This is a genomic window from Erythrobacter sp. CCH5-A1 (genome assembly GCF_001557115.1).
GTDB lineage: Bacteria > Pseudomonadota > Alphaproteobacteria > Sphingomonadales > Sphingomonadaceae > Erythrobacter.
The window spans coordinates 1-19,069 of record NZ_LSKQ01000001.1 but is presented as its reverse complement, the minus strand read 5'-3'; the positions used below and the strand labels follow the sequence as shown (position 1 = coordinate 19,069).

Annotated in this window: 15 protein-coding genes; 13 read left to right on the top strand and 2 right to left on the bottom strand. The window is 60.1% G+C overall.

The annotated features are described in order from the left end of the window. A partial coding sequence (locus tag AX708_RS19605; protein ID WP_066114291.1) for a TetR/AcrR family transcriptional regulator occupies positions 1–675 on the bottom strand: 675 nt, incomplete at its 3' end. 122 nt (positions 676–797) lie between these two features. Between AX708_RS19605 and AX708_RS00060 the strand changes: the two genes are divergently transcribed. The 13 genes from AX708_RS00060 to AX708_RS00005 all read left to right on the top strand — a co-directional run bounded on the left by AX708_RS00060 (position 798) and on the right by AX708_RS00005 (position 18,884). Beyond that, positions 798–2,216 carry an amidohydrolase family protein gene (locus AX708_RS00060; protein WP_058454905.1) on the top strand — a complete coding sequence of 473 codons (1,419 nt, stop codon included), beginning with the start codon at positions 798–800 and terminating at the stop codon, positions 2,214–2,216. 25 nt (positions 2,217–2,241) lie between these two features. Next, positions 2,242–4,605, top strand: coding sequence for a TonB-dependent receptor (locus AX708_RS00055; RefSeq protein ID WP_231726127.1), 2,364 nt, complete (start codon positions 2,242–2,244; stop codon positions 4,603–4,605). Positions 4,606–4,621: 16 nt separating this feature from the next. Further along, a complete protein-coding gene (locus AX708_RS00050) occupies positions 4,622–5,413 on the top strand; it encodes a cyclase family protein (protein WP_011415055.1) in 792 nt (263 codons plus the stop codon). Between the two features lie 13 nt (positions 5,414–5,426). Continuing rightward, positions 5,427–6,356 (top strand): 3-keto-5-aminohexanoate cleavage protein, encoded by a 930-nt coding sequence (locus AX708_RS00045; RefSeq protein WP_011415056.1) that lies wholly within the window; start codon positions 5,427–5,429, stop codon positions 6,354–6,356. A 609-nt stretch (positions 6,357–6,965) separates the two neighbouring features. After that, the gene (locus tag AX708_RS00040; RefSeq protein WP_066114294.1) at positions 6,966–9,509 is read left to right on the top strand and encodes a TonB-dependent receptor; all 2,544 of its coding nucleotides are present in this window, start codon (positions 6,966–6,968) and stop codon (positions 9,507–9,509) included. Positions 9,510–9,595: 86 nt separating this feature from the next. Further along, positions 9,596–9,739 carry a hypothetical protein gene (locus AX708_RS20670; protein WP_168196078.1) on the top strand — a complete coding sequence of 48 codons (144 nt, stop codon included), beginning with the start codon at positions 9,596–9,598 and terminating at the stop codon, positions 9,737–9,739. Between the two features lies 1 nt (position 9,740). Next, positions 9,741–11,165 carry an aldehyde dehydrogenase family protein gene (locus AX708_RS00035; RefSeq protein ID WP_157228455.1) on the top strand — a complete coding sequence of 475 codons (1,425 nt, stop codon included), beginning with the start codon at positions 9,741–9,743 and terminating at the stop codon, positions 11,163–11,165. Positions 11,166–11,241: 76 nt separating this feature from the next. Then, on the top strand, positions 11,242–12,876 hold the full coding sequence (locus tag AX708_RS00030; RefSeq protein WP_082731454.1) for a GMC family oxidoreductase: 1,635 nt from the start codon (positions 11,242–11,244) through the stop codon (positions 12,874–12,876). Positions 12,877–13,005: 129 nt separating this feature from the next. Next, positions 13,006–14,550 (top strand): class I adenylate-forming enzyme family protein, encoded by a 1,545-nt coding sequence (locus AX708_RS00025; RefSeq protein ID WP_082731453.1) that lies wholly within the window; start codon positions 13,006–13,008, stop codon positions 14,548–14,550. A 66-nt stretch (positions 14,551–14,616) separates the two neighbouring features. Continuing rightward, positions 14,617–15,411: an enoyl-CoA hydratase/isomerase family protein gene (locus AX708_RS00020; protein ID WP_054525391.1), complete on the top strand. Its 795-nt coding sequence runs from the start codon at positions 14,617–14,619 to the stop codon at positions 15,409–15,411. A gap of 43 nt (positions 15,412–15,454) precedes the next feature. Then, positions 15,455–16,693, top strand: a complete 1,239-nt coding sequence (locus AX708_RS00015) for a thiolase family protein (protein WP_011415063.1) — start codon at positions 15,455–15,457, stop codon at positions 16,691–16,693. A gap of 37 nt (positions 16,694–16,730) precedes the next feature. Next, a complete protein-coding gene (locus AX708_RS00010) occupies positions 16,731–17,876 on the top strand; it encodes an acyl-CoA dehydrogenase family protein (RefSeq protein ID WP_011415064.1) in 1,146 nt (381 codons plus the stop codon). A gap of 105 nt (positions 17,877–17,981) precedes the next feature. Further along, positions 17,982–18,884: an SDR family oxidoreductase gene (locus AX708_RS00005; RefSeq protein ID WP_054525393.1), complete on the top strand. Its 903-nt coding sequence runs from the start codon at positions 17,982–17,984 to the stop codon at positions 18,882–18,884. On the opposite strand, the gene AX708_RS21010 is transcribed toward AX708_RS00005, so the two are convergent. Beyond that, the coding region (locus AX708_RS21010) for a hypothetical protein (protein ID WP_231739375.1) at positions 18,885–19,069 on the bottom strand (185 nt) is incomplete at its 5' end.

Genomic DNA, 19,069 nt, shown 5'->3' with positions numbered 1-19,069 from the left:
AAGACACGATAACAATCCCCCCACGCAAAAGTCCTCCATGGCCTTCAGGGTCACCGAGATGTTCCGTGAAGAAAGTCGCCCACCCGACATGTGATCGATCCGGCGATTGTCGGCGAATGTGTACAGCGTACAGCTCAGAATAAACTGATAGGCCTGCAAGGCATCATCGCGCGATGACTTTGGTTTGATAGATATCATCGCCTCGACATATCGGCGAGATATTTCATCAAATAGCGGTGCAACTATTTCGTCCATCCAGAGTTGCACGCCTGCTATCTGTGAGATGAGGCGACAATAATTCATCCACCCCGGCTCACCGGATTCAAAACGGCTCAAGAGGGGGCCGTAAAATGCGCGGATGAGAAGTCGAGCCGATGCTTCCGGGCGATCTGGATCGAGGTCCAGCTCCGCAAGCCTTCGCAGCCGCTCTTCGTTCAACCACGCGCTGCGGCGTTCTATGACTTCCGTGAACAGCGCTTCCTTGGTTCCAAAATGATAATTCACAGCGGCGAGCCGTGTGGACGCTGCATCCGTTATTTCTCGCACCGAAACGCCGAAATAGCCCCGGTCCGCGAACAGCGACTCGGCGGCGTCCAGGATCTGCTCGCGCAGATCCGGTCGTTCCGTTTGCGGCTTGGAGATTGCCTTTTTTGGCTTAATATCTGGTAATTTCAATCATCTTCTCCCCCAAAAGCGCCCCGAATTGACATGTGAGTGGAACGTTCGTATCACTCGATCAAGGACGCGCAGCCTACGCTGGCTTCCGTCACAAAAATAGATGGTAGGGGAACGAAACTGTGAGACCGATCCTGATCCGTAACGGCTATGTCATCACCGGCGATCCTGCGATCGGCGACGTGCCCAGTGGGGATGTTTTGATCGTGAACGGACGCATCGCTGAGATCGGTCAAAACCTTCACCATGATGAGGCAGAGGAGATCGACGCGACCGGCACGATTGTAATGCCAGGCATGGTCGATACGCATCGGCATACTTGGCAGACTCAGCTACGCGCGATTTGCGCCGACATGAGCCTCATGCAGTATATGCGCTGCATCCGCTTCAACATCTCGCCCGTCTATACGCCAGAAGATGTCTATGTGGGCAATTATATCGGCGCCCTAGAAGCTCTGAACGCCGGGATCACGACGCTCTATGACTTCTCACATACGTCGCACAGTCCGGAACATGCCGATGAGGCCATCCGCGGCCTGCGGGACGCCCGGATTGCTGGCCTCTATGCCTACGGCTTCTATCCAGCACCGGTCGACCGGCCTTATTTTACGAGCGTCGACCAACGCATCGCCGATGCGGAACGGATAAGGACGCAGCATTTTTCGTCGGACGATCAGCGGCTGGGCATGGCGGTCGCGATCACCGAGGTCGGGATGTATCCGTTCGATTCGACGCGTAAGGAGATCATGACAGGCCGCCGACTTGGCGTGCAGCAAACAATTCACACGAACTGTTTCTGGGGCTCCGCTTTTTGCAGCGGTATAGAGGAACTCGCGGCGGCCGGACTCCTTGGACCCGACCAGGTCCATGTGCATTGCAATTCCGTGACAGACAACGAACTTCGCCTGCTCGCCGATAATGGCGCCAAGGTTTCATGCACGCCCGATACGGAACTGCAGATGGGCATGGGCCACCCCTTGATCGGCCGCGCCCACGATGTCGGCATCAAGCCTACACTTGGGGCCGACGTTATCTCCTGCAACGGTGGCGACCTACTCACGCAGGCACGCCTCGGTCTTCAAGACGCGCGCGTCCTGGCCAACGATCCGGTCAATGCGCAAGGTCGGATGCCTGAGGATATCCCATTCAAGGTACGTGACGCGATCGCGTGGATGACGATCAACGGCGCGGAAGCGATGGGTCTTGATCATCGCACGGGATCGCTCACGCCGGGCAAGGATGGCGATATCGTTCTCATCGCGCCCAACGACTTCAACCTCATGCCGCTGAACGACATGGTGGGCGCGGTCGTGCTGCAGGCTAACGTTTCCAACATCGATACGGTGGTCCTGCGCGGCGAGGTCGTGAAGCGCCACGGTCGCTTGACTGGCGTCGACTTCAAGCAGTTGCTCCGCATGGCGGAGGGCTCGCGCGAGCGGATCATGGAGCAGGCCCTGCGTCGCGGTCCGCTCGTTCCGCCGCCCAACACCACGGCAATGGCAGAGATGGAGGAGACCGCGCGCCAGAACCTGGCCGCATAGCGGGGTAGGAAACCAAAGGCGCCGCATGAACCGCGTCGGCGTCCAACGAGGAGGGGATTACGAAATGGATAAGCTTTGGCCGCGCGCCGCGCGGATCGGACTTCTTTTGCCTGCGGTCGTTGGCACAAGCGCTTACGCACAGACTGAGCCGGCTTCATCGGCTGCGAGCACTCCGCAGCCGGAGGCCGTATCGACGCCCGCCGCACAGGATCAGGGCGCCGGTCTTCAGGACATCATCGTGACTGCGCAGAAGCGCAGCGAGTCGGTGCAGAAAATTCCTCTCGCGGTGACGGCCCTATCCGGCAATGACCTCGCGAAGGCGGGCATCAACAGCATCGAGGGTCTGCAGGCCGCCGTCCCCAATCTCAACCTCGGCCAGCAGCTCGGCGTCGCGAGAATCTCGCTGCGCGGCATCGGCCTCGACAACCTCAGCACCGGCGCCGAGGGAAGTATCGCTTTCCACCTCAACAGCGCGTTCATTTCGCGCGGCGCCGCAGCGCTCAGCGCATTCTACGACGTCGATCGCGTGGAAGTTCTGCGCGGGCCACAGGGCACGCTCTATGGCCGCAACGCGACCGGCGGCTCAATCAACCTCATAACGCGCCAGCCCACCGACACGTTTTCGGGTTATGGCGATGTCACGGTCGGCAACTATGGTCGTTTGGCGTTCGACGGCGCCGTCAGCGGCCCGATTGTCTCTGATAAAGTGCTCGCGCGGATCGCTTTCTCGACGGACGACCGCAACGGCTATGGCCGAAACATCACGACCGGCACTAGGATCGACGACACCAATGCCCGTTCGATCCGTGGTACGCTGAAGCTTTTACCCGCCGACGATCTCACCATCACTCTGATCGCCGACTATCATCGAGAAAATGACAACGCGAACGGCTATCATTATTTCGGACCCGCGGGCCAGACTGCCAGCGGCCAGACAATCACACCTTTCGGCATTCAGTTCGGCGGCGTCACCGCAAGCAATCCGCGCGATATCGCAAACGAAGCCGATCCGTTCAACCGGCGCACGATCTGGGGTGTCAGCAGCGAGATTGCATATCGATTCGGCGGCGTCACAGCCAAGTCGATCACGGCCTATCGCAGCACGAAATACATTACCGGATCGGACCTCGATTCCACCAGTTTTCGTCTCGCGCCGATCTTCCAGAACGAAGACGACAAACAGTTCAGCCAGGAGTTTCAGCTCTCGTCCGAATCCGACCGGTTCCGATGGCTGCTGGGGGCATTTTATTTCCACGAAAATGACGCCGGCGCGATCATCATTCCCTACAATGATATTGGCTTCGGCGGTCCCGGCGTCATCCGCCAGGGCTATTATGCCGGCGGGCGTCTCGAGACTGATGCCGGCGCCATCTTCGGGCAAGCGACCTACAATCTGACCCCGGAGATTCACCTCGTCGTCGGTGGCCGTTACAGCATCGAGCGAAAAGGCATTTCCGAACAGCTTCAGTTCGACCTCGCGCGACCCTATTCGCCCGCCAATCCCGTCGCGCCGCTCGCCCAGTGCGGAGCCGATATCCCATCGGTCCCGACCTGCCAACCGCACAAGACCTTCCGATCCTTCACGCCGAAAGTGGCGCTCGAGTATCAAATCACGCCCGACGCTTTGCTCTACGCCTCGGTTTCGCGAGGCTTCAAAAGCGGCACCTACAATGTCGGCGGCGTGCAGCCGCCCGTGAAGCCGGAGAAGGTCACGGCCTATGAAGGGGGCCTGAAATCGGAATTCCTCGATCGGCGGCTCCGCATAAATCTTGCCGGCTTTTATTATGATTACAAGGATCTCCAGGTCGGCAAGGTGGTCAACGCGTCACTCGCGCTGGAGAATGCGGCGACAGCGACGATCTACGGTGCCGAGCTCGAGTTGCGCGCGCGCCCCACGCCCGACTTAGAACTGGGTCTGACCGGCTCCTATCTCAACGCCAAGTTCGACAGTTTCATCAGTATCGATCCCGCGCGACCCGGAGGTGACGGGCGCACCGTCGACCCGGCGACCGGCGCACCGGCTTTCAACAACGCCGGCAACCGCCTGCCGCAAGCCCCCAAATGGACGGTCGACGCCATGGCACAATATACCGTGCGCTCGGACCATGGATCCTTTGCCCTTCGCGGAGAGGTCTTGTGGGTCGATAAGGTCTATTTCAGTGCCTTCAACGTTCCGCAGGTGTCGCAGCCGGCAAAGACCAAGCTCAATGCCTCGCTGATCTACACCGATCCGGGCGATCGCTGGAGCGTGACCGTCTACGGCAAGAATCTCGCCAACAAGACGTACATCTCAAACGCCTTTGTCAGCTCCAGCATCGTGGGATTTGGCGTCAACGGCTTCCTCGAGGAGCCGCGAACCTATGGCGTGACCATCGGGTATAAGTTCTAGCCGGGAATATATTCTCATGATCACGATTCCCACCGCCGAGTCCATCATCGACATTTCGATGCCCATCGAGAATGATATCGTATCGGATCCGGCGGCCTTTCGTCCACGGGTCCGATATTTCGGGCACGATGATACACGAGAACAGATGCTGGCCTTCTTCCCCGGAATGACGGCCAGCGACCTGCCCGATGGCGAGGCCTGGGCGATCGAGCATGTCGAGCTGATCACGCACAACGGCACGCATCTCGACGCACCTTACCATTTTCATTCGACGATGGATGGGGGCAAGCGGGCGATCACGATCGACGAGGTTCCGCTCCACTGGTGCTGCCAACCAGGCGTCAAGCTCGATTTCCGGCATTTCCCCGATGGCTATGTGGTGACCGCCGAGGATGTTCGGGCTGAACTCGATCGGATCGGCGTCAAGCTCAGCCCGCTGACCATCGTGGTCATCAACACGCGGGCCGGTTCGGCCTACGGCACGGATGACTATGTCAACGCGGGGTGTGGAATGGGCCGCGAAGCCACGCTTCACCTGCTTGAGCGCGGTGTCCGGGTGACAGGGACCGATGCATGGTCATGGGACGCGCCGTTCACTTACACGGCGCAGAAATATGCCGAAACCGGGAATGCCGACCTGATCTGGGAGGGGCACAAAGCGGGTCGGGAAATCGGCTATTGCCATCTGGAGAAGCTGCATAATCTCGAAGCGCTTCCATCCTCCGGATTCACCGTGATGTGTTTCCCGACCAAGATCAAAGGCGCTTCGGCAGGCTGGACCCGCGCGGTCGCCGTCCTCGACGATTGAATGGAGTCTGGCCATGAGCAACAAGGTCATCATCAGCTGCGCGGTGACGGGATCGGCGCACACGCCGACGATGTCGGACGCGCTCCCGGTCACGCCCGAGGAGATCGCCGAGCAGTCGATCGCCGCCGCCGAAGCGGGCGCGGCGATCCTGCATCTCCATGCCCGCATCCCCGAGGACGGTAGGCCGACCGGCGATCCCGAGGTCTATGCCCGCTTCCTGCCCGTGATCCGGCAGCGCACCGACGCCGTCATCAACATCACGACGGGCGGTGCGGCCACCATGCCGGTCGCCGAGCGCCTCGCCGCCTCTGCGCGTTTCAAGCCCGAGCTTTGCTCGCTCAACATGGGCTCGCTCAATTTCGCCTTCTTCCCCGCCGCGAAGCGCATCGCCGACTGGAAATACGCGTGGGAGAAGGACTATGTCACCGGCTCCGACGACTATATCTTCCGCAACACCTTCCGCGATATCGAGACGATCCTCACGACGATGGCGGAGGCGGGTACCAAATTTGAGCATGAATGCTATGACGTCGGCCATCTCTACAATCTCGCCCATTTCGTCGATCGCGGCCTGGTGAAGCCACCCTTCTTCGTCCAGATGATCTTCGGCATATTGGGCGGCATCGGTGCCGATCTCGAAAATCTTCATTATATGAAGGAAACCGCCGATCGCCTCTTCGGACGCGGCAATTACCGCTGGTCGGTGCTCGCCGCGGGTAGGCACCAGATGCCCTTTCTGACGCAGGCGGCGTTGCTCGGCGGCTATGTCCGCGTCGGGCTCGAGGACAGCCTTTTCATCGAACGCGGCGTCCTTGCGGCTTCGAATGCCCAGCAGGTCGAGAAGATCAAGCGCATCCTCGCCGAAATGGGTCACGAACCCGCGAGCCCCGCCGAAGCGAGGGAAATCCTCGGTCTCAAGGGCAGTGACCGCGTCGCCTTCTGAGCCGTGCACAGGAAGCAAGCGAATGAGGGCTTCGGTCATCGACCGATTCGGCCGTCCAGACACGGCCCTTTGGCGTGCCTGAGAATCCGTATCGCCAGATGAATTCGTACCTCATCTTCATGATCCAACAACGGCACAATGCACAGCCCGTATACGCGGATGTCGACGGGGCTGCTTTCAAGGCGCGCTGTCGCCGCTCACGGCGACAGAGATGGTGCATTCACGGTCACCCGAATAGCTGATTTCCTTTGCTACTCGGCAAGGGAAAACCGTTGGCACCGCCGATTACACCGATACACCGTTTGGAAAAGCTGGATTGGAACGCCTCGCGCGCGCGCATCCGTCCCGCTGGGCGCGCTCAGCGTGACTATTCCAATGAAGTGTATGGGGTCATTTGCTCCGCCACGAGACGTCGCCGGTGCAGGCTCAACAATCCTCAATCAATGAGTGGGAGGAATAGTTCGCCAACAAATTGAATTGGACGATGAGCCCCAAGGCGCGGCAAATGGCGCCAAATCAAAAAATGCCGTGGGGAGGACAGTCATGGTCACAGCCTTTAGGACAAATTTGCTTTGTGCCACCGCGCTATCGATCGCGTGTGCGCTTGCAGTGCCGGCACATGCCCAGGACGCTGCATCGCAGGGCGAAAAGCCCGAGGCGCAGGAAGGTGGCCTTGAGACAATCGTCGTCACGGCGCAGAAGCGCGAGCAGAACCTGCAGGACGTGCCGGCGGCGGTCTCGGCGATCGGCGGCGCCGACCTGCAATCGCGCGGCATCACCGAAACCTCCGATCTGGTCGGCGCGATTCCCAGCCTGCAGGTGACCACGCCCTATGGCCGCACCCAGCCCAATTTCGCGCTGCGCGGGATTTCGGTGGCGAACGAATTTTCGGCATCGACCGCTTCGCCGGTCGGGGTCTATGTCGACGAGGTCTATCAAAGCTTCCGCGCCAGTCATGGCCTGCAGCTGTACGATATCGACCGGGTCGAGGTGCTGCGTGGTCCGCAGGGCACGCTGTACGGCCGCAACACCACCGGCGGCGCGATCAGCTTCTTCACGCGCAAGCCCGAATTGCGCGATTCCAACGGCTATGTCACCGCCGGCTATGGCAATTACCAGACTTTCACGCTGCAGGGTGCGGCCGAAGCGACGCTGGTGCCGGACGTGCTGGGCGTCCGCATCGCCGGCACGTTTGCCGAGGGCGACGGCTGGCAACGCAACGTCCTGCCGGGCAACGAACGCGATCTGGGCACCACCGACACGATCGGCGGACGCCTCTCGATCCGCTGGCAGCCCGATCCCGATGTCGACATCAACCTGAAACTGTACGCCGCCAAGGACGATCCCTGGGGCACCGCGCCCTATGCCGGCGGCCAGCTGGCGGGACGCCAGGACGCGCTGGGCTATTCGCGGTTCGATCCGCAGCCGTTCCTGGGCGGCCGGTTGCTGGGCGAAGACGAGGTGGCGGTCGACCGGATCGGCCGCAATGTCAGCAAGACCCAGGGCGTGGCCTTTACCGTCAACTGGGATGTGACCGACGCCTTTTCGATCACGTCGATCACCGGCTTCGACACCGGCGACTATATCAACAATCCCGACGATTGCGACGGTGGCCCCGCCGATCTGTGCTCGATCGGCTTCACCTCGACCAGCAAGAATTTCAACCAGGACCTGCGCTTCAGCTACACCAATGACAGCTTCGACATTATCGGCGGCTTTTACTACGGCCGGGACAAGGTCAAGACGGTCAACTATCCGGACTTTTTCGGGGTGCTCCGTCCGCTGTTGCTGGGTGCCGGACTGCCCGGGAATTTCAACAACGCCGCGATCGGCACGCCCGATGCGATCCGCTTCCTGCCCGCCTTCGCGCTCGATCCGACGCTTCAGCCGGGCGATGCCGGGTTCTGCGCGCCGGTGGAGATCAATCCGAACGGCTTTCTCGACGCGCGCTCGCTGGTCGCGCTGCAGACCGACATCGCCATCAACAATACCGGCAATGGCGGCGCCGGCGGCGCGTTCTCGGCGGCCTGTGCCGGTGCCGGGGCACCGCCCTTCACGCCGATCCTGGGCGAACAGCGCTACGATATCGAGCGGCCGTCGATCGCCGTCTATGGCGATGTGACCTGGAAGGCGACCGACAAGCTGACCATCGCGGTCGGCGCGCGCTATACCTGGGACGAGGTCAACTATCTGAACGGCAGCACGTTCATCTACGGGCTGGACGGCGCCACGCCGGTGGTCAACCTGATCCCGTACAGCAACCCGTACAACCCGAACCTTACCCCGCTGGAACAGCGGCGCGATGCCAACCGGCTGACCGGCCGGGTCAATGTCAGCTATGATTTTGCCGACGATATCCTGGGCTATGCCCAGTACAGCCGCGGCTATCGCAGCGGCAGCTTCAACGGCCTTGCCTATCAGGGCGTCAACCAGGTCTATTACATCCAGCCGGAAAAGGTGAACGCCTATGAGCTGGGCCTCAAGACCCGGCTGTTCGACCGGCGGGTGCAGCTGAACCTGGCCGGTTTCTACTACGATTATTCGAACCATCAGGTGACCCAGGTGGTCGGCGCGACCACCTTCACCCGCAGTTCGGACGGGCGGCTGTTCGGCGGCGAGGCGGAGCTGACCTGGCAGGCAACCGGCCGGCTGCGGCTGGATGGGTCGCTGAGCTATCTCAACAGCCGCTACAAGGGCAATGTGATCGATCCGACCGATCCGTCCAGTCCGACGCTGAACGTCAACGGCAATCCCTTTCCCAATGCGCCGCGCTTCAGCTTCCGCCTGGGATCTGACTGGACGGTCCTGGATGATGGCAAGAACAAGGTCACGCTGCGCGGCGATGCGTCCTATACCGGCCGCTATTTCTTCGATCCGTTCGGCAATTACGGCCAGGATCCCTGCGATGCGCCGCCGCCGGGATCGAACATCACGCTCGCCGGCCCCGACATTTCCTGCGGCAATCCCAGCTATTGGCTGGTCAATGGCAGGCTGACCTACGAACGCGAGAATGTGTCGGTCAGCCTGTGGGCGAAGAACCTGTTCGACGAATATTATTACACCTATGGCTTGAACATCAACGTGTTCGGGCTCGATTATCTGAACCGCGGCTTCCCCCGGACCTATGGCGTCGAGGCGACAGTCAAGTTCTGATCGCTGCTGCGACGGGGGCGGCGGGCATCCTCTCCCGCCCGCTGCCCCCGATTTTTTCGACCTGACTTTCAGACCGAGGAGTATCCATGATGCGTTCCACCGGCAACGGTCCCTCATTCATCGGCACGGCGTACAGAATCGAGCGCGCTGTGATCACTGAGATCGGCGCAGCTGAAAGCACCGCCCAGGCGAGCAGCGCCGAGCGGCCAGCGCGCCTCCGGACGATTTAACGTGGATGCGTCTCGGAACAGAACTGAGCTGGAACGAATTTTCGCGACCCAACGCGAAGGGACGCGTGAGCAGGTTTCGCGCAGCTACGAAGAACGCATGGACCTGCTCGGGCGCCTTGGCCGGATATTTGAGCAGCACAGAGACGAATTGGTCGATGCCGTTGCCGCCGATTTCGGCATTCGATCCCGCTACGAGACTATCCTGCTCGACCTGATGCTTGGCATATCGGAAATTAAATTTGCGCGCCGCAATCTGAAGACGTGGCTGAGGCCGCGGCGGGTGAAGACTGACATCTTCGGCCTTCCCGGTTCATCGCGCCTGGTCCCCCAGCCCCTAGGTGTGGTGGGCGTTCTCGGCACGTGGAACTATCCGCTCGGCACCATATTCGTTGGCGCGGCCGGTGCATTGGCGGCCGGCAACCGCGTGATCGCAAAGCCGAGCGAAGTTTCCGCCAACGCCGCCGAAGCCAGCGAGCGGCTTGTGCGCCGGTATTTCGCCGAAGAGGAATTCGCGATTGTCCAGGGCGGGCCCGACATGGCACAGGCGATGACGGCCCTACCTTTCGACCATATTCTCTTCACCGGTTCACCCGCGGTTGGCCGCAAAGTCTATGAAGCGGCGGCTGCCAACCTTACACCTGTTACTCTGGAACTTGGCGGCAAATGCCCTGCCATCGTGGGCAAGGGTGCATCGCTTGCACAAGTCTGTGAAAGCTTAGTGTTCGGCAAGCTGCTCAACGCCGGCCAGACCTGCATCGCCGCTGACTATGCCTTCGTCCATGTCGATCAGATGGAAAGCTTCGTCGCCGCACTCCGCGCTCAGGTTGCCAAATGCTACCCCAACGCGGCAAGCAACCCCGATTTCACCAGTATCATCAATGACCGACAGTTCGCGCGGCTCCAAGGTTTGCTCGATGATGCCGAAGCCAAGGGCGCGACGGTGCTCAACCTCTCGGACAACGGCGATGGAACGCTTCCTGAACGGCATCGGATCGTGCCGTTGGCGGTTCTCGACGTTACCGATGACATGGCGATGATGCAGGAGGAGATTTTCGGACCGATCCTGCCGATCATGCCATATCGCTCCGAAGACGAGCTCATTCGCTACGTAAACCGGCATGAGCGCCCGCTGGCGCTCTATTATTTTGGCGACGAAAGTGAGGAACGGCGCAAGATCATTTCCGAAACGCACGCTGGCGGCGTGACTCTCAACGGCACGGTCATGCACGTCTTCCAGCGCCGGCTGCCTTTCGGTGGCATCGGACAGAGCGGCATCGGTGCCTATACCGGCGTCGCCAGTTTCGAGCGCTTCACTCATTACAAGCCGGTGTTCTCTCAGCCGAAACTCAGCCTGCTTGGTCAACTTCTGCCACCCTATTCGAGCAAGACCGAAGGACTACTCAACATCTTCGAAAAGATCCTCTGACGTGGCTGCGGCGGTTGATGCTGGCATGTTGCATGACGCCGGGTCGCCAGCATGGGTCGAATGACAAGGGAAGCAAATGGCTGACTATGTAATTATTGGAGGTGGGTCGTCGGGCGGCGTTATCGCCAGCCGGTTGTCCGAGGACCCCGATGTCACCGTTTGCCTGCTCGAGGCAGGCGGCCCAGGCACCTCGCCGCTTGTGTCCACGCCCGGCGCTTTTGCGGCGCTGATCCAAGACTATCGGATCAATACGCTCAACTGGCGGTTCAACACCGACCCTTCAAAGGCGCTCAACGACCGCCGCCTCTACAATCCGCGCGGGAAGATGCTGGGTGGATCGAGCGGTATGAACGGGATGGTCTATATCCGCGGCGACCGGTCGGATTTCGACCACTGGGCCGAACTCGGCAACGACGGCTGGGGTTACAACGATGTCCTGCCCTATTTCCGCAAGGCTGAGAATAATGAGCGCGGTGAGGATGAGTTTCACGGCTCGTCGGGACCGCTTCACGTATCCAACGGCAAGCGCGAATTCGATGTCTATGATGCTTTCATCGAGGCGGCGACTGGACTGGACCATCCAGCCAATCCGGACTTCAATGGTGCCAGCCAGGAAGGTGTCGGCATCTATCAGTTTACCGTGAAGGACGGGAAGCGCGCCAGCGTGAAGGCGTGTTACCTTGATCCGGTGATGGGCAGGCGCGGCAACCTCCGCGTCGAAGTACATGCCCGCGTCCATCGTATCAGGTTTGAGGGCAACCGCGCGGTGGCAGTCGAGTATTCCCAGGACGGGCAGTTGAAGACGATCCCGTGCGAAAAGGAAGTCATTGTCAGCGGCGGCGCCTATAATTCGCCCCAACTGTTGATGCTTTCCGGTATCGGACCGCGTGATGAGTTGGAGAAGCATGGAATCGAAGTGATTCATGATATTCCCGGTGTCGGCCAGAATCTTCACGACCATCCTGACCTGATGCTGGTCTACCAGTCGAAGAAGCGGCTCGGGATCGCACTCAATGTCGTTGGCGCGCTCAAGACCGTGCGAGACCTATTCCAGTATCTCACGCAAAGGAAAAGCTGGCTGGCATCGCCGCCCACGGCTGCAGGCGGTTTCTTGCGATCCGCGCCGGGGCAGAACCGGGCGGACTGCCAGGTCCATGTCGTGCCGCTCGCCTATCGCGACCATGCGCGCGACTACAAGCTGATGACGAAATGGGGCTATACGATCATTCTCAATATTGGGCGCCCAAAGAGCCGCGGCTGGGTTGCCTTACATGACTCAAACCCCGAATCCGATCCCAAGGTGGACCTCAATCTCTTGAGTCATCCCGACGACCTCAAGACGTTGCGCAATGCCTTCCGTGTCGTGCAGGAGATCCTGCATTCGGATCGCATGAAGGCGATGATGAAACGGCCTCTCTATCCTGACCGCTACCTTGAAACTGATGAAGAGATCGACGCCTATATCCGGGCAGAAGCCAATCATGCTTATCATCCGGTGGGAACATGCAAGATGGGCACCGACGAGATGGCGGTGGTCGACAACCGCCTGCGCGTTCACGGCCTCGCAAATATCCGCGTGGCCGATGCCTCGATCATGCCATCAGTCGTCAACGGCAACACCAATGCAACCTGCATCATGATCGGCGAGAAAGCCGCCGACATGATCCGGCACGATAATATGAGCAGCAAGAATAGCATCGCAGAATATTGAATTGGACGATTGGATCAATGCTGCAGACACAGATGCTTACGAAAAGAAGTCCGGAGAGGCCTATCGCATGTCAGTTTATTATGTGTCGACTGCGCCATTGTGGGCGAGCGCCTTAGAGGAGCGCGGCTGATGGACGTCCGTACGCAAATACGTCGCGCCGCACGTTATTTCGCCCAGCAAGAGGCTCTCGTTCACGGCCACAGGCGGTTGACTTTCTCGGAAGCCTGGTTGCGCGGCGTGAAGCTCGCAAATGCTCTTGCGGAGTGCGGCCTTCAACCGGGTGACCGGATTGCTACGCTGGAGAAGAACTCCATCGAGGCCGCCGACATCATACTGGCGGCTGCCATTGGAAACTATACGCGTGTTCCTCTCTATGCGCGCAACCGATGTGAAGCGCACGCCCATATGATCGCGAGTACCGGATCTCGGTTGGCGCTGGTCGATGAGGCATTGGCTTCGGAGTTGGCGGGGCTGGATGCCCAAGCTCCGACGCTTGAGCGGATCATTATCCGCGATCACAACTATGAGAATTGGTTGGCGACAGCCTCGGACCGGGATCCCGATCCCGTCGTCGCGCCGGAGGACTATTGTGTCATCCGCCACACCGGCGGCACGACGGGCAAACCCAAGGGCGTTGCCTATCGGCACCGTTCATGGATGACGATCTCCGCCGCATTTTTGAGCATCGGCCCCCAAGTGGCTCCAGGGGATGCCATTCTGCATGTCGGCCCGTTGTCCCATGCATCGGGCTTCCTGTTCGTGCCGGCCTGGTATTGCGGCGCCCGCAACGTGATGATGGACGGCTTCGATCCAGCGTCCTTTCTTGACACTCTCGAGCAGGAACGGATCAGCCATGCCTTTGTAGCCCCCACCATGCTCAATGCCATAGTGCATCACGACGGGGCATATGGCCGCCACTTTCCGAATTTGAAGTTTCTGCTGAGTGCTTCAGCGCCGATCTCCGAGCCGACGCTTCGCAAGTCGTGCCAGATATTCGGGAATCATGTTCTTCATTCGGGCTATGGACAGACCGAAATCCTGCCCATCGCGTCTATGGGGCCCAACGAGTGGTTCGGCGAATTTGAAGGTTCTGCCCCAATTCGGGCGGTCGGACGTCCCATGAGCGGCGCCGATATCGAAATCCGTAACGAGGACGGAAAGGTGCTGGGACCAAACGAGCCCGGCGAGATCGTCGCACGGTTCGAAAATGGCCAGATGGAGGAATTCTGGAACGATCCGGAGGAAACCGCCCGGCGCATGGAAGATGGCTGGGTCAAAACCGGCGATGTCGGCATGATCGACACAAACGGATTTTTGTATCTGCTCGATCGCAACAACGACATGATCGTGTCAGGCGGCTTCAATATCTATCCCACCGAAATCGAAAACGTAATTGCCGACCATCCCGGTGTACTCGAGGTCGCGGTCTTTGGCGTGCCCCATGAAAAATGGGGTGAAACGCCGCTTGCAATGGTGCGTGTCAAGCCCGGAGCACAAATCACGGAGACCGAGATAATAGATTTGGTGCGCCAGCGTCTGGGCTCCGCAAAAAAGCCAAGCAAGGTCGTTTTTACCGCCGAGCCACTGCCGTTGAGCAATGTCGGAAAGGTGCTTCGTTCAAAGCTTCGAGAGCCCTATTGGGCGGGCCAGGACCGGCGCATTTCGGGGGCATGACCGACGCAGCCATCCTAGCCACATCCTCTATTCCGGTGACCGCCTGCCGGCGCGCGGGAGACTGCAATGGATTATGAATACATCCTGGTTGAGCAACGCGGCCCAGCGCTTTGGGTGACCCTCAACCGGCCGGCAGCGTTGAACAGTCTGTCGTTGGCTTTGGCCGAGGAACTAGCCGCAGCGATCGAGGCAGCGGAAGCAGATGCGACGGTGCGCGCTTGCATTCTTACCGGCGCCGGACGGGCGTTTTGCGCTGGCGCGGATCTGCTCGCAATTGGCGATGGAACAGGCGGACAAACTCTCGCCGAACGCTTAAATCTGTTTCTGCCGCGGCTCGGTCAGGCTTTTAACAGGATCGAGACGTCGCGCCTTCCGATAATTGCGGCGGTCAACGGCCTTACGCTCGCCGGCGGCTTGGAACTGGTGTTGTGCTGTGATCTCGTCATTGCCGCGCACCCGGCCAGATTTGGCGACGCCCATGCAAATTACGGCCTGTTGCCCGGCGGTGGAGGGTCGGTTCGACTCCCTAGGAAGATCGGCGAAGCGCGTGCGAAACATCTGATGATGACCGGCGGGACCATCTCGGCTGCCGAGATGAAGGAAGCCGGACTCGTGACCCAACTGGTTGCTCCCGAGGATCTCATTGCGGCAGCGCAAGCGCTGGTAGAATCTCTTGCAGAAAAGAGCCGGCCAGGGCTCGCCTACATGAAGCAGCTAGTCCGCGCTGCGCAGGATAGCTCGCTCGAAGTCGGGCTGCGTCAGGAACTCGAAGCCATGGCTGCTTACGCCTTGTCCAACGACATTGTCGAAGGACTGGCGGCATTCCGGGAGAAGCGGAAGCCCGATTTTTCCGACCGGTGAGACCTGATCGGATGCGGAACACATTGGAAGAATGGATCAACGAATGACCGACATATTCGTCATGGGGGTTGGGATGACCCCGTTCGGAAAACAGTTCGACAAGAGCCTGAAAATGCTCTGCGCCGAAGCTTCGTCGCAGGCCTTTTCCGACGCAGGATGCACCGCCGGCGATGTCGAAGCCATCTTCTTCGGCAATTGCGTCCAGGGGCATATGGAGGGCCAGGACATGATCCGCGGCGAAATCGTGGCGCGAGCGATGGGCATCTCAAGCGTTCCCGTGGTGAATGTCGAAAACGCATGTGCGACGGCTTCCACGGCCTTGCACATGGCCGCCGCCTATGTTCGATCGGGGGCAGCGGATGTCGTACTCGCGCTCGGCGCGGAGAAGATGTACTCGCCCGACAAGGCGCTCATGTTCAGTGCATTCGATGGCGCTTGGGACGTGCATGAAACCGAGTCGGGCCGCGCGCAGCTGCTGGCCATGGGCAATGGCGTCGATGTTCCGGAAGGAACGACATCGAGTCAGCCTTACAGCGTTTTCATGGATGTATACGCCGCGATGGCACGCGCGCACATGAAGACCTACGGCTCGACGCAAGCGCAAATCGCGGCCGTCTCGGCGAAAAATCACATGCATTCGACGCGCAATCTGCTTGCCCAGTATCGCCTCCCATATACCGTCGAAAGTGTACTCGCTGCGCCTCCGATCGTTTACCCGTTCACACTGCCGATGTGCTCCCCGATCAGCGACGGCGCCGCCGCTGCGATCATCTGCAGCGAAGCCGGTCGGCGCAAACTGTCGGCAGCCCCGGACAGGGCGCTAAGAATCCTGGCGTCTGTGCTGCAAACCGGCGCCGCGCGCGATCCCTTTGATTATGACCACCATGTCAGCCGCCTTGCGGCGAACCGGGCCTATGCGATGGCCGGCGTGGGGCCAGAAGATATTGGCGTCGCGGAGGTGCATGACGCCACGGCGGTTGGCGAGATCATTGAAATCGAGGCGCTCGGCCTGACGCCGCCTGGCGAGGGCGGACTCGCGGCAGAGCGCGGTGAGACGGCGCTGGGTGGGCGTATTCCGGTAAACACGTCGGGCGGGCTTGAATGCAAGGGACATCCGATCGGCGCCACCGGGCTCGGCCAAATCTACGAGCTTGCGCTGCAATTGCGCGGCGAGGCGGAAGATCGACAGGTTCCGAATGCCCGGTTCGCGATCGCGCAGAACGGCGGAGGTGTCATCGGGGTGGAAGAGGCGGTGGTCGCCGTCACGATCCTGGGCCGGTAGTTGTCAGAGCGCGCCTAGGGAAACACGGGGTCACGATATGAACTTTGAGCTGTCCGATGAACAACGCATGGCGGTGGAAACCGTCCGCCGCTTTCTCGACAACAAGCTTGAGCCGGAAATCCGCCGGCATGGGGAGCGATTCATCCCCAAACCGCTCATGAAGGAATGGACTCAAGCACTGACCGGCTATGGCCATATTACCGCACCGCATCAGGAGCAATGGGGCGGGCTTGATATGGGATGGCTCACTCATCTGCTCATTTTCGAGGAGATCGCCTATTCCTCGCTCGATGTGGCCATACCCGGCTTCATCAACGCGGTTGGCGCAGAACTCATCCGCCGCTTCGCCCCGGAGACGATCAAGCAACGCTATCTTGCCGACCTCGTCGCGGCCGAGAAGTTCGTTTCGCTCGGCATCTCGGAGCCCGATGTCGGCTCGGACGTCGCCGCCATCAAGACACGCGCCGTACGAGACGGCGATTTCTGGGTCATCAATGGCGAAAAGACCTGGATCACCAACGGAGCCTACTCGGACATCTTCATCTGTACGTGCAAGACTGGCGAAAATGAAGTCACTCACATCCTGGTCGATCGTGACGAGAGTGAGTATGAGGTGCGCGATATCCAGAAGATGGCGCTCAACGGCCAATCGACTGCACAGATATTCCTGACCGAATGCCGCGTACCGGTGGCAAACACGATCGGCCGGGTCGGCGATGGATTGCGCAATACGTTGCAAGTGTTCGAGATTGCCCGCTGCCATATGGCGATGTGGAGTATCGGCATCGCACGGCGAGCAATGGATGAGGCGATCGCGTACGCTCGCGATCGCGCGCAGCATGGCAAGAAGATCGCCGGCCATCAGCTGATCGCCGACAAGATCGCCATCATGGCGACCAAGATCGACGCAGCCCGTCTGTTGACGCACCGGGCAATATCCCTCGTCCAGGCGGGCACGCGCGCAGAGACGGAATGCTCGATGGCCAAGTGGTACGCCACCGAAATGGCGATCGAAGCGACGCGCGATGCGCTTCAGATCCATGGCGGCAACGGCGTCACCCGCGAATTCATCGTCGAGCGGCTGGTGCGTGAGGCGATCATTTGCCCCATCCCCGATGGCACGACGGAGATTCAAAAGCTTGTTGTTTCGCGCGCCCTGACCGGCATTCAAGCCTTTCGGTAAGGCTCAGACGAAAACGACAGCGTCGACGGAAATGGAGCCGCGTGCCTGACTCGCACAGGATCAAATGCGCAGATGCGTCGCTCAGGTAAAAGAGGCAGACAAGCGATGGACGAAGAGCTTCGTTTCGATGGCAGGGTAGTGGTTGTGACCGGAGCCGGAGGCGGACTTGGGCGCCAGTACGCGCTGATGTTTGGCGGGCGCGGAGCCAAGGTGGTGGTGAATGATCTGGGTGGCGACGAGAAAGGGAGCGGCAGCTGCTCCACAGCCGCTGACAATGTGGTCGACGAAATTCGAGCCACGGGCGGTCAGGCGGTGGCAAATTATGCGTCGGTCGAGGAGGGCGCGCTGATCATCCAAGCCGCGCTTGACAACTTCGGAACCGTTGACGTCGTCATCAACAATGCCGGCATCCTGCGCGATGTGAGCTTCCACAAAATGACCGACGAAGACTGGACACTGCTTCAGCGGGTCCATCTGAATGGGACGCGGGCAGTGACGCAGGCAGCATGGCCGATACTGCGCGACAAGGGCTATGGCCGCATCGTCATGACCACGTCTGCAGCCGCAATCTACGGCAACTTCGGTCAGGCCAACTATGCCGCAGCCAAGCTCGGAATATTGGGGCTTGCGAACGCGCTGGCGGAGGAGGGGCGGTCCAGAAACATCCAGGTTAATACGATCGCCCCAATCGCCGCATCGCGTATGACCGCGACCGCCTTTCCACAAGAGTTTCTCGCCAATCTCAGAGCGGAAGCGATCAGTCCATTGGTCGGTTGGCTTGCGCACGAGAATTGCAGCGAAACCAAAGGGCTTTTTGAAGTTGGAGCCGGCTATATCGCCAAGCTTAGGTGGGAGCGCGCGCTTGGGCACGCCTTCGGAGCGGACAGGGCGTTCACGCTCGATGATGTCGCCCGGCACTGGGGTAGAATTGTCGACTTCACGGATGCCGAGCACCCGCTCGGGCTGAATGACAGCCTTGAGGCGGTAGAACGGGCGCTGAGAGCGTAATCAACCCAATGAATTACCATGATATTTTTGAGCGGCCGTCGGGCTGCCGATGGCGTCGTGCCGCCGCCAGATATCGATGAGCAGCAGGAATAGTTCTGCAGCGAATTGAATTGGACGACGGCCCTCAAATGCCGCCAAACGGCATGAACTACACAATATCTCCTGGGAAGAGAGGATCAGCCATG